The 14652-nt window shown below is 62.5% G+C and carries 12 protein-coding genes; 8 read left to right on the top strand and 4 right to left on the bottom strand.

Going from position 1 to position 14652, the window contains the following annotated elements; genetic code table 11:
• Nucleotides 1–77 precede the first annotated feature (77 nt).
• Nucleotides 78–293 (top strand): SlyX family protein, encoded by a 216-nt coding sequence (locus AC3YMN_RS01630; protein WP_489888688.1) that lies wholly within the window; start codon nt 78–80, stop codon nt 291–293.
• A 13-nt stretch (nt 294–306) separates the two neighbouring features.
• Here the strand turns inward: AC3YMN_RS01630 and AC3YMN_RS01625 are convergent, their stop codons facing one another.
• Together AC3YMN_RS01625 and AC3YMN_RS01620 are read right to left on the bottom strand one after the other, a co-directional pair.
• Nucleotides 307–483: an aa3-type cytochrome c oxidase subunit IV gene (locus AC3YMN_RS01625; protein WP_127753998.1), complete on the bottom strand. Its 177-nt coding sequence runs from the start codon at nt 481–483 to the stop codon at nt 307–309.
• 41 nt (nt 484–524) lie between these two features.
• The gene (locus tag AC3YMN_RS01620) at nt 525–2333 is read right to left on the bottom strand and encodes a M3 family oligoendopeptidase (protein ID WP_489888687.1); all 1809 of its coding nucleotides are present in this window, start codon (nt 2331–2333) and stop codon (nt 525–527) included.
• 203 nt (nt 2334–2536) lie between these two features.
• Here AC3YMN_RS01620 and AC3YMN_RS01615 point away from each other — a divergent pair, with 203 nt between their 5' ends.
• The 4 genes from AC3YMN_RS01615 (at nt 2537) to dxs (ending at nt 9937) form a co-directional block, all read left to right on the top strand.
• On the top strand, nt 2537–4021 hold the full coding sequence (locus AC3YMN_RS01615) for a sigma-54-dependent transcriptional regulator (RefSeq protein WP_489888686.1): 1485 nt from the start codon (nt 2537–2539) through the stop codon (nt 4019–4021).
• A gap of 219 nt (nt 4022–4240) precedes the next feature.
• Nucleotides 4241–5926 (top strand): L,D-transpeptidase family protein, encoded by a 1686-nt coding sequence (locus tag AC3YMN_RS01610; RefSeq protein ID WP_489888685.1) that lies wholly within the window; start codon nt 4241–4243, stop codon nt 5924–5926.
• Nucleotides 5927–6190: 264 nt separating this feature from the next.
• Nucleotides 6191–7876 (top strand): peptidoglycan L,D-endopeptidase MepK, encoded by a 1686-nt coding sequence (gene mepK, locus AC3YMN_RS01605; RefSeq protein ID WP_489888684.1) that lies wholly within the window; start codon nt 6191–6193, stop codon nt 7874–7876.
• 123 nt (nt 7877–7999) lie between these two features.
• Entirely contained in the window at nt 8000–9937 is a 1938-nt protein-coding gene (gene dxs / locus AC3YMN_RS01600; RefSeq protein ID WP_489888683.1) for a 1-deoxy-D-xylulose-5-phosphate synthase, read from the top strand.
• Nucleotides 9938–9986: 49 nt separating this feature from the next.
• Here dxs and AC3YMN_RS01595 read toward each other — a convergent pair whose 3' ends face one another.
• A complete protein-coding gene (locus AC3YMN_RS01595) occupies nt 9987–10247 on the bottom strand; it encodes a DUF2312 domain-containing protein (RefSeq protein ID WP_127754004.1) in 261 nt (86 codons plus the stop codon).
• Nucleotides 10248–10470: 223 nt separating this feature from the next.
• Here AC3YMN_RS01595 and AC3YMN_RS01590 point away from each other — a divergent pair, with 223 nt between their 5' ends.
• Together AC3YMN_RS01590 and pyk are read left to right on the top strand one after the other, a co-directional pair.
• The gene (locus AC3YMN_RS01590; RefSeq protein ID WP_248307066.1) at nt 10471–11091 is read left to right on the top strand and encodes a DUF1036 domain-containing protein; all 621 of its coding nucleotides are present in this window, start codon (nt 10471–10473) and stop codon (nt 11089–11091) included.
• A 20-nt stretch (nt 11092–11111) separates the two neighbouring features.
• Nucleotides 11112–12548, top strand: coding sequence for a pyruvate kinase (gene pyk / locus AC3YMN_RS01585; protein ID WP_127754006.1), 1437 nt, complete (start codon nt 11112–11114; stop codon nt 12546–12548).
• 210 nt (nt 12549–12758) lie between these two features.
• Here pyk and AC3YMN_RS01580 read toward each other — a convergent pair whose 3' ends face one another.
• Nucleotides 12759–13730: a magnesium transporter CorA family protein gene (locus AC3YMN_RS01580; protein WP_489888682.1), complete on the bottom strand. Its 972-nt coding sequence runs from the start codon at nt 13728–13730 to the stop codon at nt 12759–12761.
• Between the two features lie 231 nt (nt 13731–13961).
• Between AC3YMN_RS01580 and AC3YMN_RS01575 the strand changes: the two genes are divergently transcribed.
• Nucleotides 13962–14618 (top strand): glutathione S-transferase family protein, encoded by a 657-nt coding sequence (locus AC3YMN_RS01575; RefSeq protein ID WP_489888681.1) that lies wholly within the window; start codon nt 13962–13964, stop codon nt 14616–14618.
• The last annotated feature ends 34 nt before the right edge of the window (nt 14619–14652 follow it).

Below are 14652 nucleotides of genomic sequence, written 5' to 3'. Positions count from 1 at the left end.
GGGAAACACGCCCTCGTGAAGGGACCGTTAACGCCCGCCCATACCATGCCCTGCTTGTACACTTCTGGGAGAATATCGTGACGACTGAGCTCGACTCGTCAGCGCGTCTGGAGGCACTGGAAACGCGCGTCGCTTTCCAGGATCAGACCATCGAAGACTTGAATGCCACCATTACCGAGCAGTGGCGCGTGATTGACGGGCTCACCCGACGGCTTACCGTGCTGGAGGAGCAAGTCCGGGCGGGTGGCTTTATCGCTGATCCCCGCACCGAACCCCCTCCTCCGCACTACTAGAGCAGGTTGCCGCTTACGGCCTCACGAAGATGTAGAGCAGCACGATCACTGCCGCGATCGAGATCGTGGTCCACTTCACCAGCGTCACAAAGCGCGCATAGGTCGACTCATGCTGGGAATAGTCCATCGCCGATTCATGCTGGAGCGGTGGATGCAGGTGGGAATGGGCTGGGTGGTCTTCTGCGGCCATTTGGTCCTCGAAATTCGTCGTGTTCATCTGCCCGGAGGCGTTCAGGGGCTCGTGCTTTCCAGCTCGTCGATCAGTCGCTCGATCATGCCAAGTCCCAGCGACCAGAACTGCGGATCCTTGGCATCAAGCCCGAATGGCGCCAGCAGTTCCGTATGGTGCTTGGATCCACCAGCCTTCAACAGCTCGAAATACCGCTCCGCAAAGCCCTCGTCGGCCTTCTCATACTGCGCGTAAAGCGAGTTCACAAGGCAGTCACCGAAGGCATAAGCATAGACATAAAAGGGCGAGTGGATGAAGTGCGGCACATAGGCCCAGAAGATGTCATAGCCCTCGTTGGGAATGATCCCCTCACCCAACGATTCCGCCTGAACTTCCAACCAGATGGCATTGATTTCCTCAGTGCGCAGCTCGCCCTGCCGACGTGCCGTGTGCACCCGCCGCTCGAACGTGTAAAAGGCAATCTGCCGCACCACCGTATTGAGCATGTCCTCCACCTTGGAGGCTAAGAGGGCAAAGCGCTGCTTGGGGTCGGTGGTCTTTTCCAGCAGGTACCGGAAGGTCAGCATCTCACCGAAGACACTCGCCGTCTCGGCCAGGGTCAACGGCGTATTGCTCAGGATCGGCCCCTGCGCCGCCGCCAGCCTTTGATGGACACCGTGACCCAACTCATGGGCCAGCGTCATCACGTCGCGCGAGCGGCCCATATAGTTGAGCATCAGATAGGGATGCGCACTCGGCACCGTGGGATGAGCAAAGGCGCCCGAGAGCTTGCCATTGCCCACTGGAGCGTCGATCCATCCGCTATCGAAAAACGGCGCTGCGACTTCCGCCAGGTCAGGCGAAAACCGGCCATAGGCCTCCAGCACGGTGGATCTGGCGGTTTCCCAATCAAAGGTCCGCTCGTCGCTTGTCGGCAAGGGCGCATTGCGGTCCCAGGCATTGAGCTGGTCCTTGCCGAACCACTTGGCCTTCATCTTGTAGTAGCGGTGCGACAGCCGTGGATAGGCCTCCTGGACGGCGGATTGCAGCGCATCCACCACTTCGCGCTCCACCGAATTGGCCATGTGCCGGCTGTCGGCGATGTCCTCAAAGCCGCGCCAGCGATCGGAGATTTCCTTGTCCTTGGCCAGCACATTGGTGATGTGGGTGAACAAGCGTCCATTCTCGCGCAAGGTCTTGGCCAAGGCATGGAACGCGCTTTCGCGCCGCTTCTCCTCGGGCTCGGACAGCAGATGCAGGGTTTCCTCAAGCTTGAGCACCTCCCCATCGACCTCGAATTCGAGGCTGGCCATGGTCTCGTCGAACAAGCGGTTCCAGGCTGAAAAGGCCGTGACCGACTTGTCGTGGAACAGCTCCTCGAGCTTTTCGTCAAGCTGATAGGGCTTGGCCTTGCGCAACTCGGCGAACCAGGTGCGGTAGCGCGCCAGTTCCGGATCGCGCTTAAACGCCGCGTCAAGATCGGCATCCTCGATCCGGTTGAGCTCGAGCTCGAAAAACAGAATGCGCGTGGAGAGATCCGTCAGCGCCTGGTTGGTGTCGCCCATGAACTTGGCCCGGTCGGGATCGGTGGATCGCTGCGCATATTGCAAAAAGGCGAACGAGCCGATGCGCCCGCTCAGATCCGCCAGCGCTTCGCTGCGCTTGATCACCTCGGTGAGCTTGCCCGCCCGGGTTAGCTCAGCGAGCTTGCCCTTGTAGTCGCTCTCAAAGCGCGCGGCATCATCCTTGGCCTGCTGCAAGGCGGCGGCAAACTCAGGGCTCTCGCGTCCCGGGTAAAGATCGTTGAGATCCCAGACCGGCAAGGTACCCAATTGATTGTGCCCCTTCTGGCTCGCGGCTTGTTCGGTCATCGGGGTTCTCCAGCGCGGTTCTTGGTGAGGGGCGGACCATAGCCAGCACCTCACGGGATGAAAAGGGGCGCCCGCCGCCTATCGTGCCAGCCGCAATATGGCGCCCCGCCATTATGATTAATGCTGTCTTAATTTGCCGGCCGCATACTTCCACAAAACCGCACAGCGCGATTCGAGCGCCTGGCAAGAGAAGTGGATTTTGCATGACGCGTGTTTTGGTGGTCGACGATGACCCGGTGCAATTGCGGCTGACGGCCGAAGTCGCCAATCAGGCCGGCTTCAAGCCACTCACCGCAACCAGCGGCGAACAAGCCCTGCAGATCTTGCGCGAAGACCCCAATCTGGGTGCGATGATTCTTGACCTGGTGATGCCTGACCTCGACGGCATGGCCGTGATGGAAACCATGCGCCGGGAAGCTCTTTCCACGCCGGTGATCGTGCAGACCGCCAACCCGTCGCTGGAAACCGTGGTCAGCGCCATGCGCCACGGCGCCGTGGACTATTTCGTCAAGCCGGTCGCCCCCGAGCGACTGGTGATCTCCTTGCGCAACGCCATGAAGCTGGGTGCGCTGGAAGCGGCGATCCGTGCCGAACAAAGCCGCCGCGCCGGGACCTTCTCGGCTGCCGACCTGATCGGCCGCGCTCCCGCCATGACCCGCGTCCTGACCCTCTGCGGCAAGGCCGCCCGCAATCCCATACCCGTGCTGATCGAAGGCGAAACTGGCGTCGGCAAGGAATTGATCGCCCGCATCATCGGGGGCAGCGGGGATCGGGCCGGCAAGCCATTCATCAGCGTCAATTGCGGCAGCATCTCCCCTTCCCAACTCGACGCCGTGCTTTTCGGCTTCAAGAAAGGCGCCTTTGCCGGGGCCCTCGCCGATACCCCCGGCAAGTTCGCCGAAGCCCATACCGGCACCATCTTCATCGATGAAGTGGGCGAACTGCCTCCCGCCACCCAGGAGCGGCTGCTGCGCGTTCTCGCCGATGGCGAAATCGTACCGCTGGGCGCCGCCCGCCCGGAGCGCGTCAATGTGCGGGTGATCTCGGCGACCAATCGCCGCCTGCTCAATCTGGCTAAATCGGGCGAGTTCCGAGAGGACCTTTATTATCGGCTCAACGTGCTACCCATCTACGTGCCCCCGCTCCGGCAGCGGCTCGAGGACATCCCAGCTCTGGTCAACCACTTCCTCGCGCGCTTTGCCGCTGAAGCTGGCAAACGCATCCTCGGCATTTCTCCCGAAGCTTTGGAACTGCTGGCCAGCTATCCCTGGCCCGGCAATATTCGCCAGCTGGAAAACGTTGTTTATCGGGCAACCGTGCTCTGTGAGGAAGCCTTCCTCGAGCCCGCCGATTTCCCCCAGATCATGGCCCATGCTCAAGGGCGCGACGCCGCCATTCTTTCACTCGCGGCCATGCCGGTGCCTGCCGCGCCGGTTCACATCGATAACGCTCCGCCGCGCCAGCGCGAAATGCTCGAAACCAGCCCCGTCGAAGACCGCTTCCTCGATGAATCCGGCAATGTGGCGGCCCTAGCCGAGATCGAACGGGCCTTGATCGTTTTTGCCATCGAGCACCATGGCGGGCGCATGTCTCGTGTTGCCCGCGCACTCAAGATTGGCCGCTCGACCCTTTATCGCAAATTGCATGAATATGGCCTCGCGGAGCAGTTGATTAACGACGCCGCTTAACCGCACAGCTTCGACAGAATGGCGGATCGCTGGGCGATTGCGGGCCTTTCCACAAGGCCTTGCAGACCGTTGCACCATAGCCACATCGCTCGCTCACAAGATTGCGAGTGATTGTTCCTGTTAACATTTGATGCTTATGCTTTCGATGTATGGGGCGGCCCGCCGGACCTTGGGTTGAGGCACGGCCGGGCTGCGTAACGCCTCGTACACGGAGCACAAATGCACAAGATCCTGGTTTGTTTTCTCGCCGTTGCTGCCGCCAACGCCCCTCTTCCCCTCCTGGCGCAGGATGTAGCGAGTATCACCCCAACCCGGATTGTCATCGCTCCCGCGCAAAGCGCGTTGGCGCGAACCATCAAGGCCAGCCTGTCCGCCGCCTATACAGCCAATGGCCGCGGTACCGCCGCCTACGCCGAAGCCCAGAAGCTCTACTTTCTTTATGGCGAGCGCTATTTCGAGCCGATCTGGCTGAGCGAACAGGCCAATGGGCAGGTCGTGTTCTCACCTGCTGCCCAGCAGATCCTCGATCTGTTTGCCCGGGCCGAGTCCGAAGGGCTCAATCCCGCCGATTACCTCACGCCTGACCTGCAGCTTCCCGCAACGGGCGGGGATCCTGTCGCCATGGCGGCGCTCGAAACCGCGTTTTCTGCCGCGACCCTGCGCTATGCGACCCACATCTATACCGGACGCGTCGCTCCTCGCTCCGTCGATGCCAACCTCGATATCGAGCCCAAGACCCTTGATGCCGGCGCACTCCTTGTGGAATTGGCGGCCAGCAAGGATCCGGCCAAGGTGCTGGCCAAGCTCGAGCCAACCCATCCCGAATTCCTGGCGCTTAAAGCGGCACTGGCCAAGTTCAGCGACAATGCCACTAATCGTCCCGCCCCCATTCCGACCGGGGTCGTGCTCAAGGCTGGCATGACCGATGAGCGACTGCCCCTGATTCGCCAGCGGCTGGGCCTCGTGGCCGATGCTTCCCTGGTTTATGACCAGGGCGTGGTGCAGGCGGTCAAGGATTTCCAGCAGGGCCTGGGTCTTGAACCTGATGGCGTCGCTGGCCCTGCCACGGTCGCGGCCCTCAACGGCGGCAACGCCGCCACCCGTGAGCAGATCATCGCCAATATGGAGCGCTGGCGCTGGATGCCGCGCGAGCTCGGCAATTTCCACGTCCTGGTCAACATTCCCGAGTTCCGCCTGTCCATCAACCGGGACGGGGCGGAAACCTATACGACCCGCGTCGTCGTCGGCACTGTCAAGAACCAGACGCCGGTGTTTTCCGACAACATCCGCCACATCGTGGTCAATCCCTATTGGAATGTCCCCAGTTCCATCGTTAAAGGCGAGATTGCGCCCAAGACCTGGCGGAACCCGGGCTATATCGACGCCCAGAACATGGACCTGATCTATAACGGCGACGTGGTCAGCCCCTGGCAGGTGAACTGGTCCGCGGTTGGCAACACGTTCCCCTTCAAGGTGCGTCAGCGCCCCGGCCCCAGCAATGCCCTGGGCCAGATCAAGTTCTTGTTCCCCAACAAGCACGATGTGTATCTGCACGATACCCCGTCAAAGGCTTTGTTCAGCCGCTCCCAGCGCGCTCTCAGCCATGGTTGCGTGCGGGTGCAGAACCCGATGGAGTTTGCCGACGCGCTGATGGCCAACGAAACCAAGATCAGCCGGGCCTCCCTCGAAGCCATGTTTGGCTCCAGCGAGCGCTGGGTAAACCCCGAGCAACAGATTCCTGTCCATCTCAGCTATTTTACCCTACGGCCCCAGGCCGACGGCAACCTGCAATCCTATGGCGACATCTACGGCCACGACACCAAGCTGATCCAGGCGCTCGGCTTGTCGCCCGCAGCGCTCCCTCAACCGGTGATGGCCGAAACCATTGCCGATGTCGGCCCCTGAGCCGGACAACACCATCTCTGGTCAGGCGCTGGCAGTTTCTGCCGGCGCCTTTTTTTTCGGCGGGTTTCTACCCTGTTCCCCGTGGAGCCGAGCGCCCCTTAACCGCTCGTCAACATTTTCGCCTTGGTTCGGCCCGGATTTTGTCTTTAAACATTGGCGTGAGTGGCCGCCATCGTGTTCGAGTTTTGTTAGCGTTAATCAAACTCTAGTCACTTGGCCGGTACGATCCGAAATGCAGATAGCTTCAACCGGGCAGTGTTTAGTGTGGCGGTAAAATCGGATAACCTGGCCCTTCGTGGCACTCGACTCCTGGCAGCAGCGCTGCTGAGTTTTTCGCTCCTGATCGGCCAGGCCGCCGTGGTTCCGGCCAATGCCGCCTCCGAGCGCAGCCTTTATCTCTACTACACCCACACCAAGGAAACGGCCCGCATCGTCTTCAAGCGCAACGGGCAGTATGTGCAGTCCGGGCTCAACGAGCTCAACCGCTTCCTGCGCGATTGGCGTCGTAACGAACCAGCCAAGATGGACCCACGCCTGTTTGACCTGGTTTGGGAAGTCTACCAGGAAGTGGGGGCCACCCAGCCCGTCAACATCGTTTCCGCTTATCGCTCGCCCGCGACCAACAAGATGTTGCGCCAGACCTCCTCCGGTGTTGCCGAAAACTCCCAGCACACCAAGGGCCATGCCATGGACTTCTTTATCCCGGGCATTTCGCTGTCCAAGCTGCGCGCCGTCGCGATGCGCAAGCAGGTCGGCGGCGTTGGCTATTATCCCAGCTCGGGCAGCCCCTTTGTTCACCTTGATACTGGTTCGGTCCGCGCCTGGCCACGCATGACCCGTGCGCAGCTCAAGGACGTATTCCCCGATGGGCGGACCATGCACTTGCCTGCCGATGGCAAGCCCTTGTCGCAGGAAGGCTATCGCCTCGCCCAGGCCGAATGGCAACGTTGCCGCGCCGTGCCCTGCGGCAATGGCGGCTCGGGCACTCAGGTAGCCAGCGCCGGCAATTCTTTGGTCGACATGTTCTTTGGCGGCAACAAGGGCAACAACCAGCCCGCGCCCAGGCCAGCCCCCGCTCCGGTGCAGGTTGCATCAGTAGCTGCGGCCGCTCAGTCCCCGCAAGCGGCTGCCCGCGTCGCCGTTGCTCCCCCCATTCCGATGATGCGGCCGGCGAGCATGTCCGCGCTTGCCTCGAGCACGGTCGCCGTTGCCGAACAGGAGGTACCGGTGCCCTTCTCCACGGTTGGAAGCGCCCCCTTGGCAGAAGCAGAACTTGTCACCGCCTCGAACGCACCAGTGCCGGCCACCAAATCGCCGACCCTCATGATGGCGACCGCCTCCACTCTGCCAGCGGGCAATGGCGAAACCGCCGTGGTCGCCCTGGCAGCGCTGAGCCAGCCTTTCCCGCATCCGCCGCTCCAGGCCGGCCGCTCGTCTGAGCCTGACATGATGACGGCTTACCTGCCGCCCCTCGGCCAGAACGGCCAGGCACAGGACATGCTCCAGCAACTCATCGAGCAGGAAACCGCAGCCCAGGTTGCCGCCGCCCCCGTGGCCCCGGTTCCCAACCTGCCCCCTCTGGGCGCTGCCGGTGTGAAGACCGCCTCGCTGGGTGGCGAGCCCGCCCGAGACTCCACGGCATCGCTTTTTGCCTCGACCTTCAACTCGGTTCAGGGGCAAAGCGAACCTGTCGCCAAGGCGCTCGCCGCCATGATTGCCAAGGACGAGGCTTCTGCCGCGCCAACGCCTGCCGCATTGACCGCCCCCGATCTGGAGCATGCCGCAGCCCTTCTGGTCGCGCCCGCGTCGCTGTCTTCCGATCACTTCGCCTTGATTGAAGCCCAGTCCCGTGATGTCGATACGGCCACGGCTCTGGCCCCTGCGGTGGCGCTATCCCCCAGCAATGCGCCCCTGGCCGTGACCCATACGCGCTTTACCGCGTCCAATTAGCCTCACCCGCCAGCCTCTCCACAACCGGGGAGGGGCTGGCTGAGGCACGCCGGCTTGTTGCAAAGCCTCTCGGCGCCCCGTAAAACCTTGAGCTATCTTTTAGTTCGGCAAAGGAAGCCAGCATTGGCCGATAAGCCATCGACGCCCCTGCTCGATACCGTTCAGACCCCTGCCGAGCTCCGCGCCCTGCCCCGCGAGGATTTGCGTCAGCTTGCCGATGAGTTGCGCGCCGAAGTCATTGACGCCGTTTCGGTGACTGGTGGTCATCTGGGCTCCGCCCTTGGCGTCATCGAACTCACAGTCGCCCTCCATGCCGTGTTCGACACGCCCCATGATCGACTGATCTGGGATGTCGGCCACCAGGCTTATCCCCATAAGGTTCTGACCGGCCGCCGCGATCGCATCCGCACCCTGCGCCAGCGCAGTGGCCTGTCCGGGTTCACCCGCCGCGCCGAAAGCCCCTATGATCCCTTTGGGGCCGGGCATTCCTCCACCTCGATTTCTGCCGGTCTTGGCATGGCTGTCGCCAGCGATCTTCAGGGCACCAAGCGCAATGTCGTGGCCGTGATCGGCGATGGCTCGATGTCCGCGGGCATGGCTTATGAAGCCATGAACAATGCGGGCGCCATGGATGCCCGCCTGATCGTCATTCTCAACGACAACGACATGTCGATCGCCCCGCCTACCGGGGCCATGAGCGCCTATCTGGCACGCCTCGTATCCGGCCCGCTTTATCGCGGTGCCCGCGAAGCGGCCAAGACCATCGCCAAAAAGCTCCCCTCGTTCCTGCACGAACCCGCGCGCCGCACCGAGGAATTTGCGCGCGGCATGCTGACTGGCGGCACGCTTTTTGAGGAACTCGGCTTTTACTATGTGGGCCCCATCGATGGGCACAATCTCGACCACCTCCTGCCGGTGCTCGAAAATGTGCGCGATGCCGATGAAGGCCCGATCCTCATTCACGTCGTCACCAAGAAGGGCAAGGGCTACGCGCCCGCCGAGGACGCCGCCGACAAATATCACGGCGTGTCCAAGTTCAACGTGATCACTGGCGCCCAGGCCAAGGCGCCCTCCAACGCGCCCTCCTACACCAATGTTTTTGCTCAATCCCTTATCCAGGAAGCCGCCGAGGATCCCAGCATTGTTGCGGTTACCGCCGCCATGCCGTCTGGCACAGGGCTCGACAAGTTTGCCGAAATCTATCCCAGCCGCATCTTTGATGTCGGCATCGCCGAGCAGCACGCTGTAACCTTTGCGGCGGGCCTCGCGACCGAGGGCATGCGCCCGTTCTGCGCGATCTATTCGACCTTCCTGCAGCGCGCCTATGACCAGGTGGTCCATGACGTCGCCATCCAGGGCCTGCCGGTGCGCTTCGCTATCGATCGTGCCGGCTATGTCGGCGCCGATGGCCCCACCCATGCCGGCAACTACGACGCCGCCTATCTCGGCGCCATTCCCGGCATCGTGCAAATGGCCGCCGCTGACGAAGCCGAACTCAAGCACATGGTTGCAACGGCCGTGGCTTATGACTCCGGCCCGATTGCTTTCCGCTATCCGCGCGGCGATGGGGTGGGCGTCGATATGCCCGAGCGCGGCATCATCCTGCCCATTGGCAAGGGTCGTATTGTTCGCCCCGGCAGCACCATCGCCATTCTCTCATGGGGCACGCGCCTGGCTGAAGCTCTGGCCGCTGCCGACCGGCTCGCGGCCCTGGGGCTCAACCCGACCGTTGCCGATGCGCGGTTCATGAAGCCGCTAGACGAGGAACTCGTCACGCAGCTCGCTCAAAGCCATGATGTGATGCTGACGCTGGAAGAAGGCTCGATCGGCGGCTTTGGCAGCCATGTCGCCACCTTCCTCGCCAGCAATGGCCTGCTCGATGGCAAGCTGCGCTTCCGCCCGCTGATGATCCCCGATCGTTTCGTGGAACACGCCACTCAGGCTGATATGTATGCCGATGCCGGCCTTGACCGCACCGGCATCGTCACTGCAGCACTTCGGGCTCTTGGATATGACGAAGCCGCCATGGCGGCGGCTATCTGGTCTATGGCAATTCGGTAATGGATCGGGCCCTGCCGCCGACAAGCTCGGCGGCGGGCCGGTTCTGGCCTCAGTCTTCCGGCGGTGCCGCCACCATGCCCAACGCGCTCATATAGAGCTCCAGCAGGGCTTCCTGCTCCATGCGCTCATTGGCATCCTGTTTGCGGATACGAACGATCTGCCGCAGGATCTTGACGTCAAAGCCGTTGCCCTTGGCCTCGGCATAGATTTCCTTGATGTCGGCGGCGATGGCTGCCTTCTCTTCTTCCATGCGTTCGATGCGCTCGACGAACGCCCGGAGCTGGTCCTGGGCAACACTATCTTCGGCCATAAAAACATCCTTCTCGCTTTAACCCTGCTTCAAACAGCAGCACAGGTTCGGGTTCAAGCGCTTTCGCCGCCAATCCACACCTGCGTCCCTGGGCCGCACGCCGCTACGGGCCCGAGCATTGCTCTGCAATACGCGGCCTATTTCCGCCCAAAGGCTTGTTTATGCATTGACCTATTGGTCACCATACGCTCAAACACCAACGGTCCTCCCGATGTATTCCGGCATGCTCCTGTACCTCTTTCGCCTTAGCTTGACGCTTGTCGGCGCGCTGGTTTCCAGCTTCCTGCTGTTTTCCGCACCGGCTCGCGCCGATCTGCGCATCTGCAACGAAACCGCCAATCTGGTGTCTGTGGCGATCGGCTACCGGGCTGAGCGCGGCTGGATGAGCGAAGGCTGGTGGCAGGCCCCGTCCGGTGATTGCCGGGTGCTTTACCAAGGCGATCTCGAGCGGCGCTTTTATTACATCTATGCTGTTGATGATATTGGCGGCGGCGCCTGGGACGGCGCGGTCTTCATGTGCACGCGTGACGAAACCTTCACGATATTCGGGGTTGAGGATTGCCTCGCCCGGGGCTATGAGCGCACCGGGTTCTTTGAAATCGATACCCAGAACCAGACGGACTGGACCTTGCAGCTGACTGAAAACATGGGCGCTCCCGATGTGGTGGGCCCGGACAGCCAGGAAAATCTGGAAGACCCGGCCCTTGTGGTTGATCCGGATGACGTGACCATCGATGCGCCGGCGGCCTCCCCGGGTTCACCTGCCGCCAATTCGGTCCCGCCCCCGGATGCGCCCCCGGCTTCGGACCCGGCGCCGACGGATCCTCCGCCGGCGAACCAGTAGTTTAACCGAACGGACACGCTATGAGACGTATGCGACGTGTGAAGATCGTGGCGACCCTCGGGCCCGCCAGCCACGACGAAAAGATGATCGAGGAACTGGCGCGCGCCGGCGCCGATGTGTTCCGCATCAATATGAGCCACGCCAGCCACGAAGTGCTGCACCAGACCGTGGCGCGCATTCGCAACGTCGAAAAAACCCTGAACCACCCGCTTGGCGTTTTGGTCGACCTGCAGGGTCCCAAGCTGCGCGTGTGGAAGTTCGCCGAAGGCAGCATCCAGCTGACCGCCGGCCAGAAATTCATCCTTGATAGCTCCGATACGCCCGGCACCGTCGAGCGCGTTTACCTGCCCCACCCGGAAATCATCGAAAGCGTTTCGGTGGGCGACCGCCTGCTGCTCGATGATGGCAAGCTCCAGCTGCGCGCCACCAAGGTTGGCGACGGCGCCATCGAAACCGAAGTCGTCTATGGCGGCAAGCTGTCGGACAAAAAGGGCGTGTCCCTGCCCGACACGCTGCTGCCCACTGGCGCCCTGACCGAGAAGGACCACAAGGACCTGCTCGAAGGCCTCAAGGCCGAGGCCGACTGGATCGCTCTGTCCTTTGTGCAGCGCCCCGAGGACATCATCGATGTCCGCAAGATCGTCCAGGGCCGCGCCGGCGTCATGGCCAAGATCGAAAAGCCCCAGGCCATCGATCGCCTCGAGGAAATCATCAAGCTGTGCGACGCCATCATGGTCGCGCGCGGCGATCTGGGCGTCGAGCTGCCGCTTGAAACCGTACCGGGGCTCCAAAAGCGCATGATCCGCATGTGCCGTCGCTACGGCAAGCCCGTGGTGGTCGCGACGCAGATGCTGGAATCGATGATCACCTCGCCCGTGCCGACCCGCGCCGAAGTCTCGGACGTGTCGATTGCCGTGTTCGAGGGCGCCGACGCCATTATGCTGTCGGCCGAATCCGCCTCGGGCCAGTACCCGGTGGAAGCGGTCGCGACCATGAACAAGGTCGCGGTGGCAGTGGAAAGCGACGCCAATTACCGCGGCATCATCCGCGCCGCCCAGACCGAACCGGAGGCCACCGCCGCCGACGCGATCTCGGCTGCTACCCGCCAGGTCGCCGAAACCCTCGATCTCGCGGCGATCGTCACCTACACCGCCTCGGGCTCCACCGGCATCCGGGCGGCCCGCGAGCGGCCCTCCAAGCCCATCATTCTTCTCTCGCCCAATCAGCGCACCATCCGGCGCATGTCGATTTGTTGGGGCGTGCATTGCGTGCAAACCGAAGACGCCGCGAGCCTTGAAGACATGGTCGATCGCGCCTGCATCATCGCCTACCAGGAAGGCTTTGCCCGACCTGGCGACCGGATCGCCATCACCGCCGGCATTCCCCTGGGCACGCCCGGCGCCACCAATATGCTGCGCATCGCCTTTGTCCGCCAGGACGGCGCCGGCTCCAGCTAAGCGCGCGACACGGCACCACAACAAAGCCCGCCATTTGGCGGGCTTTTCTTATGAGGTCGACGGCATCGGCACCAAGCTCGTGCACCACCGGGTATCACCCAAGGTCGAATGCCGGCTGACAGCGTGGAGCTAGTCGCTTTGCCCCGCCCTCGACGCGCTGCTGCAATGGGCCGAAGCCAGGCGCCCTGAACTCTGGCGTTCCCTGAAACCCTAAAGCCAACCCTTGCGCTTGAAATACAGGAACGGCAGCAAGGCCGACAGCACCATCAGCCCAATCGCCCAGGGATAGCCCAGCTGCCAATGGAGTTCGGGCATATGCTCGTAGTTCATGCCATAGATCGACGCCACCAGGGTTGGCGGCAGGAACACCACGGCAGCCACCGAAAAAATCTTGATGATCTGGTTCTGCTCGAGATTGATCATGCCCAGCGTCGCATTAAGCAAAAAGTCCAGCCGGGCCGACGATGCCCGTGCATGCTCGCCCAGCGAAGTGGCATCGCGTTGGATCAGCCGAACCAGATAGCGGCTTTCCTTGTCGTCGGACGTATCCTCGACTGCCGAATAATAGGTCACGAGCCGCGACATGCTCACTAGGCTCTCCTGAATCATCGTCAGCAGCTCAGCCTTCTGCCCGATCTGGGAAATAACCTTTTCGAGGCTGCGCGTCTTCTTGTTGGCCTTGGCTTTGGTGGTGTTGAACACCTCGTGGGACAAATTGTCGGTCTCGTTGCCGATCCGCTCCAGCGCGTCCGCCGTGCGGTCGATCATCGCTTCGATGAGCCCGAGCATGATTTCCTCGCCCGAGCCGTGCACGGCCCCCTTCGCCCGCTGCGCCCGGTTGGTGTAGGCCAGGAAAGGTGTGGGCTCGGCGTAACGGACAGTGACCAGGGAATTGTTCTTGAGGATGAAGGTGATCGGCGTCTTGATCGGCGTTTCCGTGTCCAGATGCGCCAGACCCGTGAGGGTCATGAAAATCGCGCCATTTTCCATATAAAGCCGGGCCGAGAGCTCAATTTCCTCCATCTCGGCTCGGCTGGGCACGTCAACGGCCAGCAGCCGCTCGACCTCCTGCACGTCCGTGTCACTCGGGCTGATCAGGTCTAGCCAGATCGGCACGACGCCGGTGTGCCCGCTTTCAAAGGGCACCAGCCGATCCTGGGTCCGGGTATAGATGCGCAGCATGGCAGCTCCTCGTTCTGGGTGGCGAGCTTCATGGACAAACCAGTGCCTGCTCAGAGGTGAAACGAACGGCGCCGCGAAGCGCTCCTGCCGACCGGCCGATCATTGTCGGCTGGCAGGCGCCTGCTGCGTCCTTGGAGGCCACCAGCAAGGGAGAGGCATGTTGTCCCCGTCCGTGCCGCCAATTACGCTCCGTGCCGAGCTAGCGCGTCCTCAACCCGGTCCCGGCCTGCCATGATCCCCACCATCACCGCCTTTGCCGATTCTCCTGACCAAGGCGCGGGCCTCGCTCGCGACATGCGCGTGCGCTGGGCGCTCGAGGAAGTAGGCCAGCCCTACCATGTGCGCCTCGTGTCCTTTGCCCAGATGCGCGAGCCCGACCATCTGGCCCTCCATCCCTTCGGACAGATCCCGACCTACGAGGAGGGCACGCTCACCCTGTTCGAATCGGGGGCCATCGTCCTGCACATCGCCGAGCAGCATCCCGGCCTCCTCTTGCCCGAGGAACCGGGCGCCCGCTCCCGCGCCATTACCTGGATGTTTGCGGCCCTCTCAACGGTCGAGCCGCCCATCGTCGAGCTCGAAGTCGCCGAACTCCTTGAACGCAACGAGAGCTGGTCGCAGCAGCGCCTACCACTGGTGAAGGATCGCATCCACCACCGGCTGCGCCAGCTTGCTGCCTTTCTGGGCCCCAAGGACTGGCTTGATGGCGCGTTCAGCGCCGCCGATCTGATGCTGGTGCATGTGCTGCTGCGCTTGAGTGGCGCCGGCATCCTCGAGGATTATCCCGATCTCTGCCGCTATCTCGCGCGCGCCCAGGAGCGACCGGCTTATCGGCGCGCCTTTGCCGCCCAGCTCGCCGTCTTCACCGCCACCCGGCCCTCAGCTTGAGGCCGGGCGATTCTCAGTTTCCACACCCCAGATA

The organism is Devosia sp. Z11_6 (genome assembly GCF_058133665.1).
The sequence above is the reverse complement of the archived record's forward strand: the minus strand, read 5'-3'. Positions and strand labels throughout refer to the sequence as shown.

What these genes read in the sequence shown, in the direction of transcription:
- AC3YMN_RS01625 (WP_127753998.1), bottom strand. Translation starts at nt 483, where the DNA reads ATGGCCGCAGAAGACCACCCAGCCCATTCCCACCTGCATCCACCGCTC.
- AC3YMN_RS01620 (WP_489888687.1), bottom strand. Translation starts at nt 2,333, where the DNA reads ATGACCGAACAAGCCGCGAGCCAGAAGGGGCACAATCAATTGGGTACC.
- AC3YMN_RS01615 (WP_489888686.1), top strand. Translation starts at nt 2,537, where the DNA reads ATGACGCGTGTTTTGGTGGTCGACGATGACCCGGTGCAATTGCGGCTG.
- AC3YMN_RS01610 (WP_489888685.1), top strand. Translation starts at nt 4,241, where the DNA reads ATGCACAAGATCCTGGTTTGTTTTCTCGCCGTTGCTGCCGCCAACGCC.
- AC3YMN_RS01595 (WP_127754004.1), bottom strand. Translation starts at nt 10,247, where the DNA reads ATGGCCGAAGATAGTGTTGCCCAGGACCAGCTCCGGGCGTTCGTCGAG.
- AC3YMN_RS01590 (WP_248307066.1), top strand. Translation starts at nt 10,471, where the DNA reads ATGCTCCTGTACCTCTTTCGCCTTAGCTTGACGCTTGTCGGCGCGCTG.
- pyk (WP_127754006.1), top strand. Translation starts at nt 11,112, where the DNA reads ATGAGACGTATGCGACGTGTGAAGATCGTGGCGACCCTCGGGCCCGCC.
- AC3YMN_RS01580 (WP_489888682.1), bottom strand. Translation starts at nt 13,730, where the DNA reads ATGCTGCGCATCTATACCCGGACCCAGGATCGGCTGGTGCCCTTTGAA.
- AC3YMN_RS01575 (WP_489888681.1), top strand. Translation starts at nt 13,962, where the DNA reads ATGATCCCCACCATCACCGCCTTTGCCGATTCTCCTGACCAAGGCGCG.